Below are 22,344 nucleotides of genomic sequence, written 5' to 3' on the forward strand. Positions count from 1 at the left end.
CGAGGAGGCATCCAGGATGAAGCACATCATGGACCCGAGGGCTGGGACCTGACGGGCAGAGACAATGGTCGAGGCTTCAGTCCATGGCGCTGCTTGAACGCGGTCCATTCGAGCTGTAGCGCCTGGAACCGCTGAGCGTTCATCTCGGCGCGGAGTACTCCCGGCTTGGGGACAAGCTTGGGAGGAGGATGGGGCGTCTCTCCATGCCTTGCCCGCATGAGGTTGAAGGCGGTGAATCCCCAGGGAGGCATCTGCCTGTCGAGGATGATGGTTTCCAGGACGCGTGTGGCCATCTGGTCGAAGTTCCGGTGCGGGACCTCTCGGAGAAGCATGAGCGTCATCACGAACGAGAGGTCCAGCGACGGCGCGCTCACGAAGTCCTGTGCCACTTGTCCGAGCTGTGCCGATGTGAGCGGAAGGGATGACGCGCTGGGAGGCATGAAGGCGCCGTACTGGAGCAGACTCGCCCTGGGAATCAGGTCATGCAGCCCGTCCCAGCGCGTCGCTGGAAAACGTGCGGCGAGCACGTGCCAGTCCTGTCGTGCTTTCGTCCGGACGGGTGACGTCTCTGGAAGCGATGCGGTGAGCGCATGTGCCTCCCGTGCGGCCTTCACGACCCGCCGGTACACATCCAGTTCGGGCGCGTTCTCCAAGGGGCGCACGCCGTAGGACATACCCACTGTCCACCATTCGCCCTCTTCCTCGAAGAGGAACGCGAGCACCCGCTTCCCGGTCGTATAGCTCGCGGGGGCTGGGCAAATGAATGCCGAGGAGGAGGGCACTTCGATCGTCATTCCTGGCCGGGCCGCGCCCATCAGTGACTCCAGGACCTTCAGCCGTGCGATATCTCCAGGGTCATCTGCCCAGGTATCGCCAGCGCGTCTCGGGGCCATGCGGACGCTCTCCACCTCCACCCAGACGATGCTGTTCGCTTCCTGCGTCAGCGACCAGAGTGTCCGCGGCGCAATGGGATAGGCGCTGGCCAGGGGGGCATGGAGCCACAGCACGAACACCAAGAGCCGCAGACGCACCATGTCGACCTCGCGGACGGTGCAGGGGCTCGAAGCATCTCGAAGCGCTCGCCGCGAAGGTCCATGGCCTGACCATCACTTCGCGGCGATTCCGTCACGCCTGTACACCCCACCGGCGTCGATGGCGCTTCCCCCCATTCGTCATCCGGAGAGAATGTCCGCACCCGGCCGCCCGTTCCCGGGCGGGAGTCTCGATGCGCTTCATCCACTGTTCCGACGTCCACATCACCGACGACTACTTCGCGCTGCCTCTGCACAAGCTCGGCTGGCGCCGCTGGGTCGCCCTGGCCGAGCTCACCGTCGGCGGCCGCGCGAAGCGCTACGCCCGCGCCCCTCACGCCCTCTCCGCCATCGCCCGCGAAGTCGACCGCCACACCGCCGACCACTTCATCCTCTCCGGTGACCTCACCGCGTACGCGCTCGACAGCGAGTTCAAGGGCGCGCGCCAGGCCCTCGGCCCCCTCGCCGACGACCCGAGCCGCTGCACCATCATCCCCGGCAACCACGACGTCTACACCCCCGGCAGCCACCAGAAGGGCCGCTTCGCCAGCCACTTCGGCCACCTGCTCCACAGCGACCTTCCCGAACACCGCCGCGAGGGCGCCTTCCCCTTCGTGCGCCTCGTGGGCTCCGAGGCCGCCGTCGTGGGCCTCCTGTCCGCCCGCGTCCCCGCTTCGCCCGGCCTCTCCTTCGGCGTCATCGGCGACGCCCAGCTCGACGGCCTCTCGGCCCTGCTGAAGGACCCCCGGTTGGACGGCCGCGCCATCCTCGTCGTCGTCCACCACGCGCCCCTCACGCGCAAGGGACGCGCCGACCGCTGGCACCACGGCCTGCGCGACGCCCAGGCCCTGCTGCGGCTGCTCCCTGGCCCCCGCCACGCCGTCCTCCACGGCCACATCCACCAGCGCTACCACCACCCCGCCACCGCCGAGCGCCCCCACATCTTCGGCGCCGGCTCCTCCACCGAGGCCGGCCACGAGGGCTACTGGCTCATCGAGGTGGCCCACGGTCAGGTCGTGGGCGGCCAGCCCCACACGCCGCCCCTGTGACAACGCCGCGTCCTCGGCGGTAGAACCCGCCTCATGACGCATCCGCTGGCCACGGACCTGAGCCTCGAGGAATACAAGACGCTGCGCGCGCTCCACCGCGCGGTGGATGACCTCCTCGAGGAGAGCCTCCGCGCGCGTGAGAACCTCACGCAGACCTTCCGCCGCTGCTTCCCGCCCATCCTCGCGCTCACCGGCGCCCGCGCCGTGGCGCTGACCACGCGCGACGAGGACCTGCGCACCCGCACCTGGCAGGAGGGCGACTGGGGCGGAGACTTCCCCGGCCCGCTGCTCGACGGCGCCCCCGGACCCCAGCGAATCGGAGACGCGACGCTCGTCACCCAGCCGCTCGACGTCGCCGGAGACCCCGTGGGCTCCTTCGGTCTGCTCTTCTCCGGAGACCACACGTCACCGGAGGCCTCCGCCCGCGCCCTGCGCCTGCTCGACACCATCGCCGAGCAGCTCGACACCGTGCTGTGCCTGGTCCACACCGCGTCGGAGAAGCACCAGCTCATCATCCAGTGCAACGCGCACCTGGCCAACCCCGTGTTCGAGGTGGGCATGGACCAGGCGGTGCTCACGCTGGCCCAGCGCGTGCGCGTGCCCTCCTTCCTCCTGCTCTACCGCGACGCCGTGCGCCCCCAGGTGCTCCACTACCGCCTGTACCGCAACGGCCACCTGGAGTTCGAGAGCGGCGAGCAGCCCAGCCAGGACGTGGAGCGCGCCCTGCGCCAGCACGGCCACCGCCTGCTGTCCGAGGAGGTCTCCGCCCTGCGCCAGCTGCTCCCCGGCCGCACCACCGAGGCGGTGCTCATCTCCGGCTCGGCCTCCAGCGAGCCGTTGGGCAAGATCGCGGTCGCCTGCGACGAGGGCTTCTCCGCGTACACGATGGACCTCTTGCGCGTGCTGGCCTCCACGCTCAGCCAGCGCCTGCTCGACTACAACCGCGAGCGCATCCACCTGTCGCAGTTCTTCCCCACCAGCATCATCGACGCGCTCCTGCAGGACCCCAACTACGCGCAGCACCTGCGCGCGCAGGACCAGGAGGTGGGAATCCTCTTCGCGGACATCAACGGCTTCACGCGCATCTGCGAGCACGGCTTCGACAGCCCGCGCAACATCGGCCGCTTCGTGGACGAGTGGAGCGCGCGCGCCGTGGACTGCATCTGGGAGCACGGCGGCGTGTTCGACAAGATGGTCGGCGACTGCGTCATCGGCCTGTTCGGCCCGCCCTTCTTCAAGTCCAGCCGCAAGGAGCGCGCCGAGGCCGCCGTGCGCGCCGCGTGTGACATCCAGGCGCTCACCGCCAGGCTCGGCGCGCGTGAAGAGGTGGCCGCGCTGTGCGAGCGCGTGAAGCTCCCGGGGCTGGGCGTGGCCGTGGGCGTCAACCTGGCCCACGTCAACTGCGGCCTCTTCGGCCCCAACCGTCAGTACACCGCCTTCTCCAGCGGCATGAACCAGGCGGCGCGCCTGCAGTCACTGGCGGGCTTCCGCGAGACGCTCGTCATGGCGAGCGCCCGGGACGTGCTGGTGGACTCCACCGAGCCCTTCATCCAGGGCCTGCGCTTCGGCGCGCTCACCGAGACGCCGGTGAAGAACGTGGCGCAGCCCCTGCGCCATCACCGACTGGACAGCCTCACGCCGTGAGGTGCGAGGCCGCGTAGCGCCGGGAGAAGTGGATCCACCGGCGCTCGTCCACCTCCACCTGCCACTCGGAGTTGGGCGTGAGCGGCAGCCGCTCCTTGAGGAAGCTCTCCAGCTGGTCCGCCGCCTTCACGGGCGTGAGCCCCGGCGCGCGGAAGGCGATGTGCAGCAGCACCTCCAGCCCCGCGGAGACCTCCACGCACGCGCTGATGCGCAGCGGGCCCACCCGGCGCTGGTAGAGCGTGTTCTGACCCGGCCATACGGCAGGGTCCGTCTCCCGGCGCGCGGCCGAGAGCCAGTTGGACGGCTGGAGGATGAAGTCGAGCAAGTCGCTGCTCGCTTCTTCCGTCGTCGAATGCTCCTGGATGGAAAGCATCGCCCACCTCCCCGGGGAAGCCGATGGAAAGAATGTGCCCACGGCCATGGAGCGTGCAAGAGCCCCCCCGCGGAAACCTCGCGGGTGTCCTCCAGCGACACAAGATGAGGGTGTGGGTCCGGAGCTCGGCACAAGGCCTCCGGCGGCGCGACGTTAACGGGCGCGGCTGACATGCGCGCGCGAGCGCGTCACGGGCTGGTGGGAAGTGAACGGCGCGAGCGTCGCTCCACGGCGGACTTGAGCTGACCACAGCCCGCGTCGATGTCGATGCCCCGGCGTTGACGCACGGTGCTGGGGACACCGTGCGACATCAGCACGTCCTGGAAGGTGCGCACCGACTCGGGGCGGCTCGGCCCGCCGTCGTAGCCCACCGTGGGGTTGAGGGGGATGACGTTGACGTGCGCGTCCATGTCACCCAACAGCGCGCCCAGCGTGTGGGCGTGCTCCACCGTGTCGTTGCGGCCCTCGATGAGCGTCCACTCGAAGAAGATGCGGCGCTTGCGTCGGGCGATGTAGTAGCGGCACGCGTCCATCAGCTCCGCCAGCGGCCAGCGTCGTCCCGCGGGCACCAGCGCCGCGCGCTCCGCGTCCGTCGCGCCGTGCAGGCTCACCGCCAGCTGCACCGGTCGGTCCTCGTCCGCGAGTCGACGGATGCCCGGCACCACGCCCACCGTGCTCAGCGTGATGAAGCGCGGCGCCATGGCCAGGCCCAGCGGGTCCACCAGGACATCCACCGCGGCCAGGGTATTGTCGTAGTTGTGCAACGGCTCGCCCATGCCCATGAGCACGACGTTGCGCAGCGTCTCGCCCGACTCGCGGAGGATGCGCTGCACGTGCAGAATCTGTCCCACGATTTCGCCGGGCGTCAGGTGACGCGACAGGCCCATCTGCCCCGTGGCGCAGAAGACACAGCCCATGGCGCACCCTGCCTGGGTGCTGATGCACACCGTCGCGCGGCCCTTGAAGCGCATGAGGACGGTCTCGATGGTCTGTCCGTCCTCCAGCTTCATGAGCAGCTTGTGGGTGTGGCCGTCGGAGCTGAACGCCTCGTGGTGCGTGGTGAGCTGTCCCAGCCGCGCGCGCTCGCGCAGGGCCTCGCGCAGGTCCGCGCGCAGCCCCTCCACCTCGTCCAGCGCCCGGGCCTGTTGTCGGTACAGGCCGGACCAGAGCACGTCGCGGTGGTGGGGCCGGTAGCCCCAGTCGGACAGCAGCGCGCCGAGCGCGGGCCGCGTCAGGTCGTAGAGGTTGGTGGGCGTGTCGGACGGCATGGCCAGGACGCCAGATAACACACCCGGGCCCCTCGTCACCCGGGTGCCCCGGGGTGGAAGACGGGCGTGCCTCCGGAGCGGACGGCCCGAGGCAGTCCCGGCGGCCGGGCCGGCGAGCCCCTGGCGAGTGCTGCCGGTGCGGGCGACCGTGCACAGGTTGTCCGCGCATGGGGCTCTCCATCCAGCAGGAGCAGTTCGGTCCGGAGGACTTCGAGCGCTTCTCGCGCAGGCTCGACGAGAGCCTGGAGGCGCTGCGCGTCGTCCTCGCCAGGCCCGGCTTCGGCGAAGGACCGACGACGATTGGCGCGGAGCTGGAGTTGTTCCTCGTGGACGACCGGGGCTTCCCGCTGCCGATGAACCAGCAGGTGCTCGCGCGCACGAAGGACCCGCGCGTGACGCTGGAGATGAACCGCTTCAACCTGGAGGTCAACCTGCGCCCGGGGCCGCTGGCGGGGCGGCCCTTCACCGCGCTCCGGGCGGAGCTGGAGGACGCGCTCGCGGAGGTGCGGCGCGCGGCGGCGGCCGAGGGCGCGCGGGTGGCGGTGATTGGAATCCTGCCCACGCTGCGCGAGGCGGACCTGGGCAAGGGCGCGCTGACGGCCCAGCCTCGCTACCGCGCGCTGAACAACGCCATCCGCCAGCGCCGAGGCAAGCCCATCGAGGTCGCCATCCGGGGCGACGAGGAGGCGCTGACGCTCGCCTGGGACGACACGACGCTCGAGGGCGCGAACACGTCCCTCCAGTTCCACCTGCGCGTGACGCCCGCCGACTTCGCGCGCCTGTACAACGCCGCGCAGTTGGCCACCGCGCCCGCCTTGGCCATCAGCGCCAACTCGCCGCTGTTCCTGGGGCGCAAGCTCTGGGACGAGACACGCGTGGCGCTGTTCCGTCAGTCCGTGGATGACCGGGGCGAGCCGGGCGAGGGCGGCTTCCAGCCCCACGGGCGCGTGACGTTCGGCCACGGCTGGGTGCGCGAGGGCGCCTACGAGCTGTTCGCCGAGTCGGTCGCGCTGCACGCGCCGCTGTTGCCCGTGGTGGGGCACGAGTCCCCGCTGGAGCACGCGGCCTCGGGCCGTCCGCCGGGGCTGGAGGAGCTGCGGCTGCACCAGGGCACCGTGTGGTCCTGGAACCGGGCCGTCTATGACCCGAAGGACGCGGGGCACCTGCGCATCGAGCTGCGCGCGCTGCCCGCGGGGCCCTCCGTGGTGGACATGGTGGCCAACGGCGCGTTCCTCCTGGGCCTGACGCTGGGGCTCGCCGAGCGCATCGACGCGCTGCTGCCCGCGCTGCCCTTCGCGCACGCCGCGGGCAACTTCATCCGCGCCTCGCGCAAGGGGCTGGACGCGGAGCTGCTGTGGCCGGGTGAGTCCGCGCCGAGTCCCCGCGTGGTGCCCGTGGTGGACCTGGTGCGCAGGCTCATCCCCGTGGCGCACCGCGGGCTGGTGTCCGCGGGCGTGGAGGCACAGGAGGCGGACCGGATGATGGAGGTCATCTCCCGCCGGGTGGACACGCGCAGGACGGGGGCGCGCTGGCAGCGGCAGGTGCTCACGCGGCTGGAGGCGGGCATGCCCCGCAGGGACGCCCTGGCGGCGATGCTGGAGCGCTACCTGGACCTCACGGCCTCCGGGGCGCCCGTGCACGACTGGCCGGTGGAGTAGGCGCGGGCGGGCGGCCTCGGGAGGACCCCTGCCGTTGCGAGCCGGGCGCGGCTGGGGCGAATATCCGGGCGCCCGCCACGTCAGCGGCAGAGGTCCTGCTCTTCGCGCCCATGTTCCGACTCCTTCCTCCGCTGTTGCTGCTCGCTCTTTTGGGAAGTGCCTGCTCCACCCTGCGAGGTCGCGCCGACGAGCTGGCGCGCAACGGCCAGTTCGTCGAGGCCGCCAGCCTCTATGACGACCTCGTCGCCAAGGACCCGCATGACAAGTCCCTGGTCATCGAGCGCGATGGCCTGCGCGGCAAGGCGCTCAGCCAGTTGCTCGGCAACGCGCGGCGCTTCCGGTTGGACGGCATCGACGAGAAGGCCGAGGACGACCTGTTGCGCTTCCTCGACCGGCGCGTGCAGTGGAACGCGAAGCTCAGCGGCGGCCTGGAGAGTTCGCTCCTGGAGGAGATGGAGGGCACGCACCGGCACCTGCGCGCCGTCATCGTCGCGCCCGCGAGCCAGGGCCACGCGCTGACGGCGGAGGAGGCGCTCATCCGCAAGCGCCCGCTGCTCGCGCACAAGGAGATGGTCGGCATCCAGCGCGAGATGGAGTCCTCCGTGCTCCAGAGCGGCAAGGACACCTGCGGGCGCCTCAAGGCCGTGACGTCCGACACCGGCGCGCACTGGCGCGAGGTGGTGTCGCGCTACTGCCGCCACTGGCGCGAGCCCGCCCCCGAGCCCGCTCCGGCCCCCGAGCTCACCGGCGTGCCCACGTGGGAGGGCCAGGTGTCGGGCCTCGACTCCGCGCGCATGGCGCTCCTGCGCTCGCGGCTCGCGCGCGCCTACGAGCTGTCGCCCTGGTACTCGCCCGCCGCGAAGCCCCAGCCGGAGCTCTTGCTCGCCGGCCGCTTCGACACGCGCCGCGGCAGCGAGAACGTGGCCATGACGGCGCCGTACACGGAGCGCGTCCCCTACACCGACCACGAGGAGCGCAAGGAGACCATCGAGGAGCCGTTCGAGGCGGACGAGACGTACACCGACAAGGACGGCAAGACGCAGACGCGCAAGGTGACCAAGGTGCGCACGTACACGCGCAACTTCACCGTGCCCGTCACGCGCTACAGGGATGTGGCGCGCACCTTCGAGTACCACGCCCTGCGCCTGTCGGTGGAGCACCAGCTCACGCTGTCCTCCTCGGGGGTGCTGGACGCGCGTCGGGCCCCGCTGGCGACGGTGCTCCAGGACCACCTGTCCGAGTCCTCGCTGGAGCACGACGTCCACTTCGAGCCCGGTGAGATTCGCCCGCGCCGCGCCAGCTTCACCTCGCCCGAGGGCTGGCTGGAGCAGCGCGTGGAGCTGATGGCCCGCCGCTTCGCCGAGTCCCTCTCCGTCCACTGGCGCGAGTCCTACTGCGACGTGCCCATGCGCACATTGGACGAGGCTTCCCGCTGTGCACGCGCCGGCACCACGCTTCCCACCCCTGCCCACCAGCTCCTCTCGGAAGTGCTGGGCGACGACGCGGCGCGCATCCCGGCGCTGTTCGTCAACCGCTGACGCGGTGCGAGAGGCGCGTTGGGTAATCGGCGGGTCAATTGAGACTGGGTGGATTGTTCCAGCAGTCTGACGTGAAATACCCGTGAGTGCGGGTCAGACTCCTTTGTCAGTATTCGTACTCGGCAGCGGAAATTTTCACACAGAGGACCGTATGCATCCGAATGAAGTCCGAAGCATCGCTCGTCGCGGGACACTCGTGATGTGGATGGCTTCTTCTCTGGCGCTGACCGCTTGCGGTGGCGCGGACATGGAGGCCGCATCCTCCGGCGGTGACGCCACCGTGGCGGAGCAGTCGCAGAGCGCCGTCGCGGACCGACGCATCATCGTCTACCTCACGCCGAGCCAGCAGCTGTACGGCGTGAAGGACGGCAAGTCGACGCTCATCGCCGAGCGCGCGAGCGCCCCGTCGGTGTCGCCGGACGGCAGCCAGGTGGTGTTCGCCAAGCTGCCCTCCTCGTGGAACGTGGGCGAGCCGGTGAAGAGCGCGGAGCTCCACCTCTACAAGGCGAGCAACGGCAAGACGGAGCGGCTGACGACGGGCCATGACGACCAGAGCCCGTCGTGGACGCCGGACGGCAAGAGCATCCTGTTCCAGTCGAAGCTGCGCTCGGGGCTCGCGTCCTTCTGGCGCGTGAAGGCCAACGGGAAGAACCTGATGCAGGTGACGAACCGGAGCACGTCGCTCGCCACGGACCCCGCCTACGTGCCGGCCCCGGTGAGCAACACCCCCGTGCAGTGGGGGCCCAACCAGCGGCGCATCATCGTCTACCTCGCGCCGCAGACGACGACCACCACCGAGGTGCGGGTGATGAAGCTCGACGCCCAGGACAACGTCGCGTCGGCCTACAGCCTGGGACAGGGCACCTCGCCCGCGTGGACCGAGGAGGGCAACGTGCGCTTCCAGCGCGAGGAGAACGGCCAGCTCGTCGATGTCGAGGTGAGCGTGCAGTAGTCGCAGGTGAGGTGCGGCGCGAGCTGGGCGCGCCGCGACACGCGAGGGGGACCTGCGGTCAGCCCTCGTCCTCGGCGCCCTTGCGCAGACCCAGCATCCTTCGCAGCTCGCGCGCGGACTGGCGGCTGACCTCCACCGCGTGGCCCCGCGACGTGCGCGCCAGGTAGCCCCCCGTCTCCAGGGGCTCCAGCCTGGCGACGTGGCGCAGGTTGAGCAGCGCCCGGCGGTGGACCCGTTGGAACAGGTCCTGGGGCAGCTTCTCCGCCAGCTCGTTGAGCGTGAAGTCGGTGAGGAACTCGCCCTGCGCGGTGAACACCGTCACCAGCTCGTCATCCAGCGCCGCGTGGGAGATGGTCTCCGGGTCCACCAGGACGATGCCCTGCCGCGTGGGGATGGGCAGCCGCGCCAGCGCCCGGGCCTGCTGCGGCGGCTTCTCCGTGGGGGCGCCGTCCCCGCGGGCGCGGGGCTCCGCGCCGATTCTCGCGCGCACGCGCTCCAGGGCCTTCTGCAGCCGCGCGGGCTCCACGGGCTTCAAGACGTAGTCCACGGCGCCGTGCTCGAAGGCGTCCACGGCGTGCTCGGCGTGCGCGGTGCAGAGCACCACGCGAGGGCCGTCTTCCGGCAGCAGCGCGAGCGCGTCCAGGCCGCTGAGGCCGGGCATGTGGATGTCCAGCAGCACCACGTCCACGCCGCCCGCGCGCACCGCGGCGAGCACCGCCTCCCCGTCGGCCGCCTCGCCGCACACCCGCACGTCGGGCAGCGCGCCCAACAGTCGCGACAGGCGCTTGCGGGCGAGCAGCTCGTCGTCGGCGATGAGGACACGCAGGGGAGGGCTCACGTGATGACTCCTGGCAGGGGGCCCGAGCGGGGCAGGGTGACGGTGACACGGGTGCGCTCCGCGTCACTGGTGAGCGACAGGCGCGCCTGTTCGCCATAGGCCAGCGCGAGCCTGCGCTCCACGGTGGGCAGGCCCGCGCTGCCCTCGCGCGGCCCCCGGGAGGCGCCGGGGTTCTCGATGGCCACCGCCACCTGGCCGTCGCGCACCTGCACCTCCAGCGACAGCCGGCCCCGGTGGCCCGCGGCGGGGCCGTGCTTCACCGCGTTCTCCGCGAGCGGCAGCAGCACCAGCGGCGGCACCGGCACGTCCTCGGCGCCGGGGCGGATGTCCACCGCGAGCTGGAACAGCTCCGGGTCCCTGAGCAGGTGGAGGTCGAAGAGGGTGCGCATCAGCGCCAGCTCCTCGGAGAGGGGCCAGGTCGCCTTGCGCACGCCGGCGAGCACCGAGCGCAGCATGGTGGACAGCCTGAGCACCGCCGCCTCCGCCACCGCGCCGTCCTCGCGGCACCACTCGGCGATGGCGTTGAGCGTGTTGAAGAGGAAGTGCGGGTCCAGGTGGCTCCGGAGCGCGAGCAACTGCGCCTGCTCCGCCTCCAGCGCGAAGCGGGCCGCGCGGGCGCGCTCCTTGGCCAGGGACTCCTCGAAGCCGATGTCCCGCCCCAGCCCCCAGCCGCCGACGAGGAACAGCGCGTTGCACACCATGAGGTTGGTGCGCTGGGTGAGGAACGTGGGCCCCATGTCCAGGAGCTTGGGCAGCACGATGCCCATCATCAGCACCACGCCGCTGCCCAGCGTGCCGTACATCAGCACGCGCACGCCGCCGTGGCTCAAATCCAGCCCGCTGGGGAAGAGGACCCGGTAGGTGACGGGGGCCACGCCCACGAAGACCAGGCACATGAGCACGCCCAGGTGCGGGGCGAGCGGCTCGCGGCTGAAGCTCACCTGCGCGGCGACGAGCGGGGCGCAGACGAGGAGGATGGGCACCAGCCTGCGGGGCTCCGCGAGGGCCCGCAGGGTGGCGCGGACGATGGACCCTTCGGGCTTCTCCGACATGCGCCCGGCGGAGCCTACACCGTCGGAGGCGTCACTGCTCGGGGGCCTTGTCCACGTCGAGCTCGAGTGCGTCGACGAGGATGCTTCCGGCGAGGACGACGGGGAACAGGACGATGGCGGCGGCGACGAGGAGGGTGGGGGGCATGGGGGTCTCCGGAGGCTGCGCAGCATGCATGCCCAGTCTGACGTGCCCCTCGTGCCCCACTGACCCGGTGGCGCCGGACGGTCGCCGCCCGGGGCCGAGCCGTCGCTTTCAGGCCCCCGCGTCCACCAGCGCGTCCGCGAGCGAAAGCCCGTTGCGGATGCAGTCGTTGAGGCCCACGCCCTTGTAGGCGTTCCCCGCCAGGTGCAGCCCGGGCAGGCGCGTGAGCGCCCGGTCCACGCCGTCCATCCGCTCCAGGTGGCCCACGTTGTACTGGGGGATGCCCCGCTTCCAGCGGAAGACCTCGGTGAGCGTCGGCGTGGCGGTGACGCCCGCGAGCGCCCGCAGCTCCTCGCGCGCCAGCGCCACCAGCGCGGCCTCGTCCAGCGCCACCAGGTCCGGCCGCGTCGCGCCGCCCACCATGCACGTGTACAGCACCCGGCCCGCCTCCACGCGGAAGGGGAACACGGTGGACGCGTGGATGGCGCCGAGCAGCCGGCGCTTCTCCATCGGCGGCACCAGGAAGCCGAAGCCGTCCGGCGCGGGCGTCGTCCCCGCGTCGAAGCCCAGGTGCACCACGGCGATGGGCGCGTAGTCGATGCCGCCCACGCGAGAAGCCAGCTCCGCGTCCAGCGGCTCCAGGAGGCCCCGCGTCACGTATGCGGGCGCGGCCAGCACCACGTGGGACGCCTTCAGCTCCGAGCGCTGTCCCCGCTCGCTCACCGCGAGCCGCCAGCCGTCGTCTCCCCGCGTCAGGCCCTCCACCGTGGCACCGGTGTGCGCCGCGTCCCCGAGCGCCGTGCCCAGGGCGTCGATGAGCGTGCCGAGTCCGCCCTCGAAGGTGCTCAGCGCGCCGCTCAGCTTCGGCGCGGTGCTGCCCGCGGGCAGGGCCTTCTGCGCCTTCGCCTGGGCCTTCTGGGCGTGGATGGCGCCGAGCAGGAGGCTGCGGTGCTCGCGCTCCAGCTTCACGAGCTGCGGGAACGTGGCGCCCACGCTCAGCTTCTCCACGTCGCCCGCGAAGATGCCCGTCTGCACCGCGTCCAGCAGCACCCGCGTCGCCGTGGGCCCCAGATGCCGGCGCCCGAAGTCCGCCAGGGATTCGTCCACACCAGCCGCCGCGCGGCCGCTGAACAGCTCCCCCATCACCCGCAGCTTCGCGCCGAAGGGGAGGATGTCCGACTTCAGGAACGCCGGCGGCGATGCGGGCACCGAGCGCAGCTTCCCCCGCGTGTAGACATACCGCCGCTTCGCCGCCCCATCCGCCGCGCGAATCCTGTGTTCCAGATTGAGCGCGGATGCCAGCTCTCGCATGGCGGGCTCGCGGTCCAGGAAGCTGTTGGGGCCCGTCTCCAGGAGGAAGCCCTGCTGCGCGCGCGTTCCCACCGCGCCACCGAGCCGGGGGGTTGTCTCCAGGAGAACGGCATCCCTACCGCGGGAGCGCAATCGCCAGGCGACGACCAGACCTGAAATCCCACCTCCTACGACGGCGACAGTCATGGGTTGTCTCTCCTGAATCAAATTTTCCGGTGACCAGCGTGCACTCACTCGCGTCATTCGTCCGTGTTTTGCCAAGGACATCCATTCGGCGCGTTAATGAAGAGCATGCGCTACGTCATCACCGGAGCGAGCAGGGGCATTGGGTATGAGTTCGTCCAACAGCTCCTCGAGCGCGGCGACATCGTCGACGCCGGGGTGCGCACCGAGGAGGGGCGGCGGCGGCTGGAGCCGCTGAAACACGGCTGTGCGGGGCGCTTGAGAGTCCATGCGCTGGACGTGGCCGACGAGGCGAGTGTCAGGGATTTCGCCGACGAGGTGCTGCTGGAGCCGGTGGATGTCCTCATCAACAACGCGGGCGTGCCAGGGTTGTGGTGCGCGCTGACGGACGTGGACTACGCGGACGTGGTGCGCACCTTCGCCGTCAACGCGCTGGGGCCGCTGCGTGTCACCAGCGCGCTGCTCCCGGGGCTCCTGCGGGGCCGCTCGCGCAAGGTGGCCTACGTCACCTCGCGCATGGGCTCGCTGTCGTCCAACAGCGACGGCGGCGCTTATGCCTATCGGATGTCCAAGGTCGCGTTGAACATGGGCGTGCGCAACCTGTCCAATGACTTGCGTGCCCAGGGAATCGTGCCCGTGCTGCTGCACCCCGGCTGGGTGAAGACGGACATGGGCGGGCCGGACGCGCCCTTGCCGCCACGCGACTCGGTGCGAGGGATGCTCAACGTCATCGATGAGCTGCGCGCGGAGCACAGTGGTCGCTTCTTCGACTACCAGGGCGCGGAGGTGCCCTGGTAGCACGAGGGGCCGCGTCGCTACGGGTAGAGCATCTGCGTGCGCCACGCGTCGCCGTCGCGCAGGTAGACGTGCCGGTCATGCAGCCGGCTGGGCTGGGCGTGCCAGAACTCGATGCGGTCGGGCACCACGCGGAAGCCGGACCAGTGCGGCGGGCGCGGCACGTCCCCTCCCGCGTAGCGCTTCTCCACGTCCTCCACGCGCGACTCCAATTCATCGCGCGAGCCCAGCCGCTGGCTCTGGAGGCTGGCCCACGCGCCCACCTGGCTGCCGCGCGCGCGGCTCCTGAAGTACTGGTCCGCCTCCTCGGGTGACACCACCTCCACGCGGCCCTCCACGCGGACCTGCTCGTCCAGGGGCTGCCAGTAGAAGCACAGCGCGGCGAAGGGGTGCGCGCGCAACTCCTGGCCCTTGCGGCTCTCGTGGTTGGTGAAGAACACGAAGCCGCGCGCATCGAAGTCCTTGAGGAGGACGACGCGCGCGCTGGGGCGGCCGTCGGCGCCGACGCTGGCCACCACCACCGCGTTGGGGTCCACGGGGATGGCCTTCTTGGCGCGCTCGAAGACGTCCGCGAAGCGCTGGATGGGGTCGGGAGGTATCAGCACGGGCGCACCATAAGGGACGCGGACAGTGGGCGCACGTTCACGGTTGACTCATCCGGCGCAACCGTCATGGTTGTCACATGAAGATTCTCTTCATCTCCTCGGAGGTGGCGCCCTTCTCGAAGACGGGGGGACTGGGGGACGTGGCCGGCGCGCTGCCCGCCGCGCTCGCCTCGCTGGGTCACGACGTCAAGGTCGTCACCCCGCGCTACCGTGACTTGCGCGACGCCGGACGACTCGCGCCCACCGGACAGTCGCTCCAGCTGCGCTTCCCCTTCGGCGAGGTGGGCGGGCCCATCCTCTCCGCCCGCGTGGCGCAGGGGCTGGAGGTCCTCTTCCTGGAGAACGAGCACTTCTTCGGCGGCCGCCACGGGCTGTACGGCGACGCGGCGGGTGAGTTCGGCGACAACGCGCGGCGCTTCGCCTACCTGTCCGTGGGCGCGCTCCAGGCGGCCCAGCGCGTGGGCTTCCAGCCGGACATCATCCACGCGAACGACTGGCAGACGGGGCTGGTCCCGGTGGCGCTGCGGCGCGGCTTCCAGTCCACGTCGCTGTCGCGCGCCCGGAGCGTGTTCACCATCCACAACCTGGCCTACCAGGGGCAGTTCCAGAAGGACGCGATGACGGACCTGGGGCTGCCGTGGGATTTGTTCACCTCGGAGGGTGGCCTGGAGTTCTACGACACCGTCAACCTGCTCAAGGGGGGCCTGGTCTTCTCCGACGCGCTCACCACCGTGTCGCCCACGTACGCGCGCGAAATCCAGACGCCCGAGCAGGGCTACGGCCTGGACGGGCTCTTGCGCCGCCGCGCCCACCGGCTGCACGGCATCCTCAACGGCGTGGACGTGCACGAGTGGAACCCCGTCACGGACCCCTACCTGCCGGCACGCTTCGGCCCTCGGGAGATGGAGGGCAAGGCGGTGTGCAAGCGGGAGATGCTCCAGCGCTTCGGCCTGCCGGAGGGGGACGCGCCCGTGTTCGCCATCGTCAGCCGGCTGGCGTGGCAGAAGGGCATGGACCTGCTCCTGGAGGCGCTGCCCACCGCGCTGCAGGCGGACATCCGCTTCGTGGGCGTGGGCAGCGGCGAGGGCCCCCTGGAGGAGGGCCTGCGCGCCCTGCAGGTCCGCTTCCCGCGCCAGGTGTCCGTGCACCTGGGCTTCGACCCGGCCCTGTCACATCTGGTGGAGGCCGGCGCCGACTTCTTCCTGATGCCCAGCCGCTACGAGCCGTGTGGGCTGAACCAGATGTATTCGCTGCGTTACGGGACCGTTCCCATCGTCCGGGCCACCGGGGGGCTGGTGGACACCGTGGAGGGGGGGCTGGACGGCAACGGCATCCTCTTCGAGGCCTTCCACAAGTCGGCGCTCCTGGCCGCCTTCCGCCGGGCCCAGGCCCTCTACGCGGACCCGCCCCGGCTCGCGGATTTCCGGCGGCGGGGCATGGAGAAGGACTTTTCCTGGGATGTCTCCGCCCGGCGATACGAGGCCCTGTATTCAGCCTTGATGGCTGAATAGTGGGTGCCTGCGGAAAATCGCAGTAGGCTTGTGTCGTGGCGGATGCTCCGGACCTGGGTGGCTACGAGGTAGTCGGCCGACTGGCCGTTGGCGGCATGGCGGAGGTGTACCAGGCGCGAGCCCGGTCCACGACGCAGCGCTCGCCCGGCGAGCCTGACGAAGTTGTCATCAAGCGGTTGCACCCGTCGTTCCGCAACGACACGGCCTACGTGAAGGCCTTCGTCGACGAGGCGAAGCTGACGGTGCGCCTGCGACACGCGCACATCGTCCGGACGTTCCGCCTGTTCAAGGCGGGGCCGGACTACCTCATGGTGCAGGAGCTCGTCAGTGGCCGGACGCTCGGCTACATGCAGGAGCTCTTGCTCAAGGCCGGCGCGGCGATGCCGCCCGAGGCCGCGTGCTACATCGCGTGGTGCCTGCTCAAGGCGCTCGACTACATCCACCGGGCGAAGGTGGGGGAGAACGGCGCCACCATCGTCCACCGCGACCTCAACCCGGCCAACGTGCTGCTGGGCATCAACGGCGACGTGAAGCTGACGGACTTCGGCGTGGCGGAGGTGGAGGGGATGATGCGCGGCGACGCGGGCGCGCTGCGCGGCACGCTGCCGTACATGAGCCCCGAGCAGGTGCTGGGGCAGGCGGTGGACGCGCGCACCGACTTGTTCGCCGTGGGCATCATCCTGTGGGAGCTGTTCGCCAGCCGGCGGCTGTACTCGGGCGACAACGAGGCGGACCTGATGCACAAGGTGCGCGACGCGCGGGTGCCGCTGCTCTCCTCGGTGACGTCGGACCTGCCGGACTACGCGGGGCTGGTGGTGCGCAAGGCGCTCTTCGCGGACCGGGCGCGGCGCTTCCAGTCGGCGGCGGAGTTCATCAAGGCGCTGGAGGCGCTGGCCCGCCGGGCGGGCTGGCCCCTCACGGTGGAGGCGCTCCAGCCCCTGTTGGGCGGCTGATGCGCGCGCGGCTCCTCGTCCTCGGGGCATGGGCGGCGCTCGTCGGCCCGGGCTGCCTGGGCGCGGTGCCCCTCAAGCCGCGCGCCTACGACGAGGCGGTGCGCGTCGAGTCGCTGGACGTGGACTTCCAGGCGGACGGCTCGGGCCTGCTCGATGTCGGGCTCCAGGTGAGGAACCCCGCGTCGGACCCGGCGACGCTCACCGCGGTGGACTTCGAGCTGTGGGTGGACGGACGGCGCGTGGCCACCGGCCAGCAGCACGTGGACGCGGCGCTGGCGCCCCAGGGCGAGGTGCCCCTGCGCGTGCTCTTCCCGCTGGCCGCCGAGCGCGTCGTGCCGGTGACGGGGGCGGTGCCGGTGCGGCTGCGCGGCGGGGTGGTGCTGCGCTTCGGCGGCACGGAGCGGCGGGCGTCCTTCCGGGCCCAGGGCTCGCGCAAGCTCACGCACGTGCCCCCGCTGGAGGGCATGGCGGAGTGACGCTCAGGACTTGGCCGCGGAGGCCTCGGAGCGAGGCTCCTTGGGGCGCGTGTCCTTGCCCGGCGTGGCGCTCTTGAGCCGGGACATGCGCACGCGGTCGATGCGGGCGCCTTCCTTGTTGGCCACGACGAACTGCCAGCCGTTGTAGGTGAAGCGCTCGCCCACGTCCGGCAGGTGGCCGGCGAGCGACGACAGGTAGCCGCCCAGCGTGTCGAAGTCGCCCTCGGGCAGCGGGAAGCCGAACGCCTGGGTGAAGCTGTCCACCTCCATGGCGGCGTCCACCATGAAGCTGCCGTCCGCCATCTTCTCGACCTGCTTCTCCTCCACCTCGAACTCGTCGCCGATGTCGCCGACGATTTCACGCAGGATGTCCTCCAGTGTGACGACGCCCATGAAGCCGCCGTACTCGTCCACGACGATGGCCATGTGGATCTTCCGCTTCTGCATGTCGCGCAGGAGGTCGCCGATGGGCTTCATCCACGGCACGAAGTGCGCGGGGCGGATGATGTCCTGCAGGACGATGAGCTCCGGGTGCTGCAGGAGCGGGATGATGTCGCGCGCGTGCAGCACGCCGATGATGTGGTCCACGTCGTCCCGGTACACGGGGATGCGCGAGTGGTTCTCCTCGGCGAGCAGCCGCAGCAGGTCCTCGGAGGAGATGGTGCTGTCGACGGTGACGACCTCGGTGCGCGGCACCATGACGTCGCGGCAGCGCTTGTCGGACAGCTCGAAGATGGAGCGGATGAGCTGGGGCGCGCTCTTGTCCACCTCGTTCTTCGCGGCCTGCGCGGCGAGCAGCTTCTCCAGCTCCTCGAGCGGCGGCGGCGGCGGCTCGAAGCGCAGCGTGCGGCCGAAGGTGCGCGCCATCAGGTTGAGCACGCCGAGCACCACGCGCATGGGCGGGTAGAGCACCGCCACCAGCAGCGACACCACGCCCGACAGCCGCAGCGCCCAGCGCTCCGGGTTCGCGTTGGCGAGGCCCCGCATGGTGACCTCCATGAGGCTGGCCAGCACGCCGACGAACAGTGCGCCCGCGGCCACGGTGGCGACGGGCAGCCACGCGGCCTCACCGTAGCGCGTCAAATCCAGCATGCGCGGCGGGACGAACGCGCCGATGGCGGCGGCGAGGAACCCGCTGAGCAGGGTGCCCAGGCGCAGCGCGGTGGCGGTGGCCTCGCGCTCGGTCTTGTGGCGCAGCACGCGTCGGCTCGACGCGCCCTTGTGGGACTCGGCCAGCTCCTGTGCACGCAGGTCCGACGTTCCGTAGAGCGCGGATTCGGCCGCGGCGACCAGCGACCTGACGAAGCACAGCGCCAGGCAGGCGACCCAGAGGGCCCAGGTAGGCATAGAGCACCGTTCTTATCCCGTGCTAAGGGTCCGTTCCACCCCGCCGGAGCCCCGATGCCCGCTCGCATGTATTCCCTTGGAGCACTCCTGGCCCTCCTCGTCCCCGCGCTGGCCCTGGCGTGGCCGGTGGACCTGGTCCGTCCCCTGGACGTCGACAAGGAGCAGTTCCAGAAGCTGGCGGCCGTCGAGTGGGTGGAGGTGGAGGACCCCTCCGTGGCCCACGTGGAGGTGCTCCAGGGCAGCAACGAACTGTTGCTCAGTGGGCGAAAGCCCGGGCGCACGCTGATGCTCCTGTACGCGGAGGGGCGCTTCGCCGTGTGGCGGCTCACCGTGGGCAACCCCCCGGACGAGGACGTCACGCCCCGGCTGGCGGCGGCGCGCAAGGCGTGTCCGGACCTGAAGGCCACGCAGGGTGCGGAGCGCGCGCTGACGGCCACGGTGAAGGACGCGGCGTGCCGCGCGGCGCTGCTGGAGGTGCTGCGCACGGACGCCTTCGTCGCGCGGGACCTGGAGCTGACGTTCGACGTGCCGGCGCTGCAGGAGCAGCTCACGTCGTTCACCACCGCGCTGCAGCCGCTGGGCCTGGAGGCGCGCTACAGCGGCGCGGGGCTGGTGGTGTCGGGCTCGGCGAGCCGCGAGGACTGGCACAAGGCGCTGTGGGAGCTGTTCCGCCGCTCGGCGGGGCGGGTGCCGCTGGAGGACCGGGTGGAGGTGAAGGCCCCGGAGCCCTCGGCCGCCACGCCGGACGCGGGCCCGGACGTGAAGCCGGAGCCCCCGGTGGAGATTGAAATCCTCAAGCCCGCGCCGAAGAAGCCCACGCGCAAGAAGGCGCAGTGAGGCTCAGGGCGTCTCGCGCAGGATGAGCAGGCCGCGCGAGGTGTCCACGGCGTAGACGAAGCCATCCCCGGGCACGCGCATGCCGATGGCGCCGTCGTAGAAGCTCTCGCCGCGCATCGGGTCGTCCGGACGGAAGGTGTTGTAGTGGGCCACCTCGCGGGGGCTCTCCGGGGTGGACACGTCCAGCACGCGCACGCCCTCGTGGTACCAGGCGACGTAGAGCTTCGTGCCGGACAGCACCATGTTGTGGATGGAGACGTGCTGGCGCAGGCGGTACTCGCCGATGCGCTTGGGGTTCGCGGTGTCCGTCACGTCCAGCACGCGCAGGTGCGCGCCCCAGTCCTCGCCGCCCTCGAAGGCGATGAGGCGCTCGCCGTAGCGCGCGACGGCGCTGGCGTGGCTGTTGGAGTGCTCGTAGCGGTACGCGCCGAGCTGCCGGGGCGCGGCGTCGTCCTGCAGCGACGCGATGACGTAGCCGGCGCGCCAGAAGTTGACGTAGAGCCGCCCCTCGAAGGCGAACATGTCGTGGGGGCCGTAGGACGTCGCCGCGGTGAAGCCCGTGGCCTGGAAGGTGCCCGTCAGCTGGGGGTCGAGCGGCTGGGAGATGTCATAGACGAGGACTTCTCCGGTGGGCGCGGGGGACGCGGCGAACAGGCGGTTTCCCTCGACGAACACCGTGTGCACGTTGGTGCGTGAGGTGCCCATCGCGCGCACCTCCAGGGGCTCGCCCGGGGTGCTGATGTCGAAGACGATGACGCCGCGCGAGTCGCTGGCGATGTAGAGCGCGTCGTCCTTGGCCCACACGCCGTTCCAGTAGTTGTCGTTCGTGCGGCGGATGTTGCGGGTGAGCCGGGGGTGGGCCGGGTCGCTCACGTCGTAGACGAAGAGGCCGCCGTACAGGGACACGACGTAGGCGTGGCCCTTGGTGACGTAGACGTCGGCGGCGAGTCCCGCCGACACGGCGGTCTCGGACATCAGCTCCAGGCCGGAGGACACCGGCTCGCCGTCGCGAGGCGTCACCTTCCACGCGTCGAAGGTGCCCTCGCTCTCGAGCCGGCCGTTGATGCAGTCCACGTAGCAGCCCTGCAGGCGGTTCGGAGCGGGGGACTGGCAGCCGATGAACGAGCGGCGTCGGGAGGTGGTGCCCGAGGTGAACGAGCCGGAGGCGAAGACGACGCCACCGGCATGCACCTGCCGCGTGTCGAGGGGCAGGCCGCCCGCGTACTGGTCGCCCGCGTCCGCCAGCCGCATCGACTGCGACGAGAAGGCGTAGGTGTTGCTGTAGCGGGGCGTGCGCGCGCGCACGTGAATCGTGTAGACGCCGTCGGGGTCCAGCGAGGCGAGCTGCCCGGGGGTGCAGCCGGTGACGTCGAAGCTGCCCAGGCTGCCGCAGGCGTTGGAGGCGGCGTCCACGCCGCAGGTGGCGAAGGGGCCCGTGTCCTCCCAGTCGCCCTCGTCGGCATCGCTGACGGGAGGTTGGGGCTCGGGGTCGGGCTTGTCCTTGCCGCAGGCCATCAAGGCCAGTGTCATCGCGGCCAGCATCGACAGGGCGCGCATGGGCTCATCCTGGTGAGTGGGTGTCGGGGTGTTCATATCGCGAAGGTGCTGGCCGTGCTTCGGGCGCGGTGCGTCGAGGTGCCGCCAGGCGCCGGGCTTGGGGTATGAACGCATCCAGGATTCGAGTCGCCTGGAGGAGAGCGGATGCGATTGTCGATGCGGTCGACTGCGTGGGTGTTGGGATGGGCGCTGCTCGCGCCGTGGAGCGCGGGGGCGCAGGACGATGATGGCTCGGTGAAGTTCATCGTCCCCTCCGACGTGGAGCGGGGCTGTCCGAAGCGCCCGGACGTGGTGCCCTTCACCCAGCGCTCGCAGGCGGGGCTGGAGGGCTCGGGCTGGTTGGTGCACCAGGCCATCATCCCCGAGTCGAAGGACCCCTACTTCAAGGGGCTGGAGCGGGAGCGCGCCGGCGTCAAGCGGGTGGACGAGCTGGACATCCGGAAGCTGGGCGCGCCGGACCCGACGATTCCACTGTGGATCTACGGCAAGACGGACGCGGTGCCCTGTCGCGCGGTGCCGAGCGCCTGGTGGGCCGTGCGCATGGGCGCCACGGACGCGGAACGCAAGACGTTCCTCATGGCGGAGGTGCAGGCGGAGTGCGACCTGCTGCCGCCGGGCAGGTTGTCCGGCACGCCGGTGGCGCTGCGGCAGAAGGACGAGCCCACGGGCTGCAAGCTGCGCCGACCGACGGAGCGCGAGACGGGCAAGGAGGCGGAGGGGCTGCCCTCGGACGTGATGGAGTACGTGCCCGCGCGCGACTGCGACATGCCGGAGTGCGGACGGCTGTGGGAGCGCATCGGCGCGAGCTGGGAGGATGGCACCACGGTGAGCGACTTCCTGGTGACGTGGATGGAGCGCGCCGGGAAGAAGAACCCGTGTGACTGGGCCACGGAGGACCTGTCCCTGGTGCTGCACAAGCCCATCGGCGCGCTGACGCCCGTGCAGCTTCGCAATGGCGGCTCGGTGTTCTTCGGCGGCCTGCACGACAGCGGCGGGCTGAAGTTCATCCTCACGCGGGACTTGATGTCGCTCTATGTGCACGAGGTGGCGAAGCCCAAGGCCGCGCCGAAGGCCGTGCGCTACAGCAGCCCCTCGGAGGAGGACCTGATGATGCAGCAGCGCACCCTGTCTCCGTGCAAGGTGAAGCGCTGAGGGAGTTCGTCGTCTCCGGTGACCGGGTCGTCGCGGTGGCTTCGTATCGGATGGGTGGGGCGCGGTCAGGCC

20 protein-coding genes are annotated in these 22,344 nt (G+C 70.9%); 11 read left to right on the forward strand and 9 right to left on the reverse strand.

What is annotated here, in order from left to right; translation table 11 throughout:
- Positions 1 to 26: 26 nt before the first annotated feature.
- Entirely contained in the window at positions 27 to 1,034 is a 1,008-nt protein-coding gene (locus K8625_RS31470; protein ID WP_223746315.1) for a hypothetical protein, read from the reverse strand.
- A 191-nt stretch (positions 1,035 to 1,225) separates the two neighbouring features.
- On the opposite strand from K8625_RS31470, the gene K8625_RS31475 reads away from it, so the two are divergent.
- On the forward strand, positions 1,226 to 2,080 hold the full coding sequence (locus K8625_RS31475) for a metallophosphoesterase (RefSeq protein WP_223784795.1): 855 nt from the start codon (positions 1,226 to 1,228) through the stop codon (positions 2,078 to 2,080).
- Between the two features lie 33 nt (positions 2,081 to 2,113).
- The gene (locus tag K8625_RS31480) at positions 2,114 to 3,724 is read left to right on the forward strand and encodes an adenylate/guanylate cyclase domain-containing protein (RefSeq protein WP_223784796.1); all 1,611 of its coding nucleotides are present in this window, start codon (positions 2,114 to 2,116) and stop codon (positions 3,722 to 3,724) included.
- Here K8625_RS31480 and K8625_RS31485 read toward each other — a convergent pair.
- Positions 3,714 to 4,097 (reverse strand): hypothetical protein, encoded by a 384-nt coding sequence (locus K8625_RS31485; RefSeq protein WP_046711388.1) that lies wholly within the window; start codon positions 4,095 to 4,097, stop codon positions 3,714 to 3,716. The two genes, K8625_RS31480 and K8625_RS31485, sit on opposite strands and share 11 nt — an antisense overlap.
- 188 nt (positions 4,098 to 4,285) lie before the next feature.
- Positions 4,286 to 5,365 (reverse strand): 23S rRNA (adenine(2503)-C(2))-methyltransferase RlmN, encoded by a 1,080-nt coding sequence (gene rlmN / locus K8625_RS31490; protein WP_046711389.1) that lies wholly within the window; start codon positions 5,363 to 5,365, stop codon positions 4,286 to 4,288.
- A gap of 167 nt (positions 5,366 to 5,532) precedes the next feature.
- Between rlmN and K8625_RS31495 the strand changes: the two genes are divergently transcribed.
- The 3 genes from K8625_RS31495 to K8625_RS31505 all read left to right on the forward strand — a co-directional run bounded on the left by K8625_RS31495 (position 5,533) and on the right by K8625_RS31505 (position 9,513).
- A complete protein-coding gene (locus K8625_RS31495) occupies positions 5,533 to 7,023 on the forward strand; it encodes a glutamate--cysteine ligase (RefSeq protein ID WP_223784797.1) in 1,491 nt (496 codons plus the stop codon).
- Positions 7,024 to 7,133: 110 nt separating this feature from the next.
- Positions 7,134 to 8,561 carry a hypothetical protein gene (locus K8625_RS31500; protein ID WP_223784798.1) on the forward strand — a complete coding sequence of 476 codons (1,428 nt, stop codon included), beginning with the start codon at positions 7,134 to 7,136 and terminating at the stop codon, positions 8,559 to 8,561.
- A 205-nt stretch (positions 8,562 to 8,766) separates the two neighbouring features.
- Positions 8,767 to 9,513, forward strand: coding sequence for a hypothetical protein (locus tag K8625_RS31505; protein WP_223784799.1), 747 nt, complete (start codon positions 8,767 to 8,769; stop codon positions 9,511 to 9,513).
- Positions 9,514 to 9,571: 58 nt separating this feature from the next.
- Here K8625_RS31505 and K8625_RS31510 read toward each other — a convergent pair whose 3' ends face one another.
- The 3 genes from K8625_RS31510 to hemG all read right to left on the reverse strand — a co-directional run bounded on the left by K8625_RS31510 (position 9,572) and on the right by hemG (position 13,042).
- A complete protein-coding gene (locus K8625_RS31510; protein ID WP_223784800.1) occupies positions 9,572 to 10,351 on the reverse strand; it encodes a LytTR family DNA-binding domain-containing protein in 780 nt (259 codons plus the stop codon).
- Positions 10,348 to 11,403, reverse strand: coding sequence for a sensor histidine kinase (locus K8625_RS31515; RefSeq protein ID WP_141324242.1), 1,056 nt, complete (start codon positions 11,401 to 11,403; stop codon positions 10,348 to 10,350). Before K8625_RS31515 ends, K8625_RS31510 begins: the two co-directional genes overlap by 4 nt.
- Positions 11,404 to 11,656: 253 nt before the next feature.
- Positions 11,657 to 13,042 (reverse strand): protoporphyrinogen oxidase, encoded by a 1,386-nt coding sequence (gene hemG, locus K8625_RS31520; protein WP_223746322.1) that lies wholly within the window; start codon positions 13,040 to 13,042, stop codon positions 11,657 to 11,659.
- Between the two features lie 96 nt (positions 13,043 to 13,138).
- Here hemG and K8625_RS31525 point away from each other — a divergent pair, with 96 nt between their 5' ends.
- Positions 13,139 to 13,837 (forward strand): SDR family oxidoreductase, encoded by a 699-nt coding sequence (locus K8625_RS31525; protein ID WP_223746323.1) that lies wholly within the window; start codon positions 13,139 to 13,141, stop codon positions 13,835 to 13,837.
- A 17-nt stretch (positions 13,838 to 13,854) separates the two neighbouring features.
- Here K8625_RS31525 and pdxH read toward each other — a convergent pair whose 3' ends face one another.
- Positions 13,855 to 14,439, reverse strand: a complete 585-nt coding sequence (gene pdxH, locus K8625_RS31530; protein ID WP_141324240.1) for a pyridoxamine 5'-phosphate oxidase — start codon at positions 14,437 to 14,439, stop codon at positions 13,855 to 13,857.
- 77 nt (positions 14,440 to 14,516) lie between these two features.
- Here pdxH and glgA point away from each other — a divergent pair, with 77 nt between their 5' ends.
- The 3 genes from glgA to K8625_RS31545 are packed head-to-tail and all read left to right on the forward strand — an operon-like array spanning position 14,517 to position 17,379.
- Positions 14,517 to 15,950, forward strand: coding sequence for a glycogen synthase GlgA (glgA, locus tag K8625_RS31535; protein ID WP_223784801.1), 1,434 nt, complete (start codon positions 14,517 to 14,519; stop codon positions 15,948 to 15,950).
- A 35-nt stretch (positions 15,951 to 15,985) separates the two neighbouring features.
- A complete protein-coding gene (locus tag K8625_RS31540; protein ID WP_046711397.1) occupies positions 15,986 to 16,903 on the forward strand; it encodes a serine/threonine-protein kinase in 918 nt (305 codons plus the stop codon).
- Complete coding sequence (locus K8625_RS31545; protein ID WP_223746326.1) at positions 16,903 to 17,379, forward strand: LEA type 2 family protein; 477 nt, start codon at positions 16,903 to 16,905, stop codon at positions 17,377 to 17,379. Before K8625_RS31540 ends, K8625_RS31545 begins: the two co-directional genes overlap by 1 nt.
- Positions 17,380 to 17,382: 3 nt before the next feature.
- Here K8625_RS31545 and K8625_RS31550 read toward each other — a convergent pair whose 3' ends face one another.
- A complete protein-coding gene (locus tag K8625_RS31550; protein WP_223746327.1) occupies positions 17,383 to 18,726 on the reverse strand; it encodes a hemolysin family protein in 1,344 nt (447 codons plus the stop codon).
- A gap of 54 nt (positions 18,727 to 18,780) precedes the next feature.
- Here K8625_RS31550 and K8625_RS31555 point away from each other — a divergent pair, with 54 nt between their 5' ends.
- Complete coding sequence (locus tag K8625_RS31555; protein ID WP_223784802.1) at positions 18,781 to 19,563, forward strand: pilus assembly protein N-terminal domain-containing protein; 783 nt, start codon at positions 18,781 to 18,783, stop codon at positions 19,561 to 19,563.
- Positions 19,564 to 19,566: 3 nt separating this feature from the next.
- Here the strand turns inward: K8625_RS31555 and K8625_RS31560 are convergent, their stop codons facing one another.
- Positions 19,567 to 21,120 carry an LVIVD repeat-containing protein gene (locus tag K8625_RS31560; RefSeq protein WP_223784803.1) on the reverse strand — a complete coding sequence of 518 codons (1,554 nt, stop codon included), beginning with the start codon at positions 21,118 to 21,120 and terminating at the stop codon, positions 19,567 to 19,569.
- Positions 21,121 to 21,264: 144 nt separating this feature from the next.
- Between K8625_RS31560 and K8625_RS31565 the strand changes: the two genes are divergently transcribed.
- The gene (locus K8625_RS31565) at positions 21,265 to 22,272 is read left to right on the forward strand and encodes a hypothetical protein (protein WP_223784804.1); all 1,008 of its coding nucleotides are present in this window, start codon (positions 21,265 to 21,267) and stop codon (positions 22,270 to 22,272) included.
- Positions 22,273 to 22,344: the final 72 nt, after the last annotated feature.

Origin of the sequence: Myxococcus sp. AS-1-15, assembly GCF_020037055.1 — a bacterium.
Taxonomy (GTDB): Bacteria; Myxococcota; Myxococcia; order Myxococcales; family Myxococcaceae; genus Myxococcus; species Myxococcus fulvus.

Bases quoted from the DNA above. Each gene is read 5' to 3' on its own strand.
- K8625_RS31545 (WP_223746326.1), top strand. From the start codon at position 16,903: ATGCGCGCGCGGCTCCTCGTCCTCGGGGCATGGGCGGCGCTCGTCGGC.
- K8625_RS31560 (WP_223784803.1), bottom strand. From the start codon at position 21,120: ATGCGCGCCCTGTCGATGCTGGCCGCGATGACACTGGCCTTGATGGCC.
- K8625_RS31500 (WP_223784798.1), top strand. From the start codon at position 7,134: ATGTTCCGACTCCTTCCTCCGCTGTTGCTGCTCGCTCTTTTGGGAAGT.
- K8625_RS31505 (WP_223784799.1), top strand. From the start codon at position 8,767: ATGGCTTCTTCTCTGGCGCTGACCGCTTGCGGTGGCGCGGACATGGAG.
- K8625_RS31480 (WP_223784796.1), top strand. From the start codon at position 2,114: ATGACGCATCCGCTGGCCACGGACCTGAGCCTCGAGGAATACAAGACG.
- K8625_RS31515 (WP_141324242.1), bottom strand. From the start codon at position 11,403: ATGTCGGAGAAGCCCGAAGGGTCCATCGTCCGCGCCACCCTGCGGGCC.
- K8625_RS31565 (WP_223784804.1), top strand. From the start codon at position 21,265: ATGCGATTGTCGATGCGGTCGACTGCGTGGGTGTTGGGATGGGCGCTG.
- K8625_RS31550 (WP_223746327.1), bottom strand. From the start codon at position 18,726: ATGCCTACCTGGGCCCTCTGGGTCGCCTGCCTGGCGCTGTGCTTCGTC.
- K8625_RS31485 (WP_046711388.1), bottom strand. From the start codon at position 4,097: ATGCTTTCCATCCAGGAGCATTCGACGACGGAAGAAGCGAGCAGCGAC.
- glgA (WP_223784801.1), top strand. From the start codon at position 14,517: ATGAAGATTCTCTTCATCTCCTCGGAGGTGGCGCCCTTCTCGAAGACG.
- rlmN (WP_046711389.1), bottom strand. From the start codon at position 5,365: ATGCCGTCCGACACGCCCACCAACCTCTACGACCTGACGCGGCCCGCG.
- K8625_RS31495 (WP_223784797.1), top strand. From the start codon at position 5,533: ATGGGGCTCTCCATCCAGCAGGAGCAGTTCGGTCCGGAGGACTTCGAG.
- K8625_RS31525 (WP_223746323.1), top strand. From the start codon at position 13,139: ATGAAGAGCATGCGCTACGTCATCACCGGAGCGAGCAGGGGCATTGGG.
- K8625_RS31555 (WP_223784802.1), top strand. From the start codon at position 18,781: ATGCCCGCTCGCATGTATTCCCTTGGAGCACTCCTGGCCCTCCTCGTC.
- K8625_RS31470 (WP_223746315.1), bottom strand. From the start codon at position 1,034: ATGGTGCGTCTGCGGCTCTTGGTGTTCGTGCTGTGGCTCCATGCCCCC.
- K8625_RS31475 (WP_223784795.1), top strand. From the start codon at position 1,226: ATGCGCTTCATCCACTGTTCCGACGTCCACATCACCGACGACTACTTC.
- hemG (WP_223746322.1), bottom strand. From the start codon at position 13,042: ATGACTGTCGCCGTCGTAGGAGGTGGGATTTCAGGTCTGGTCGTCGCC.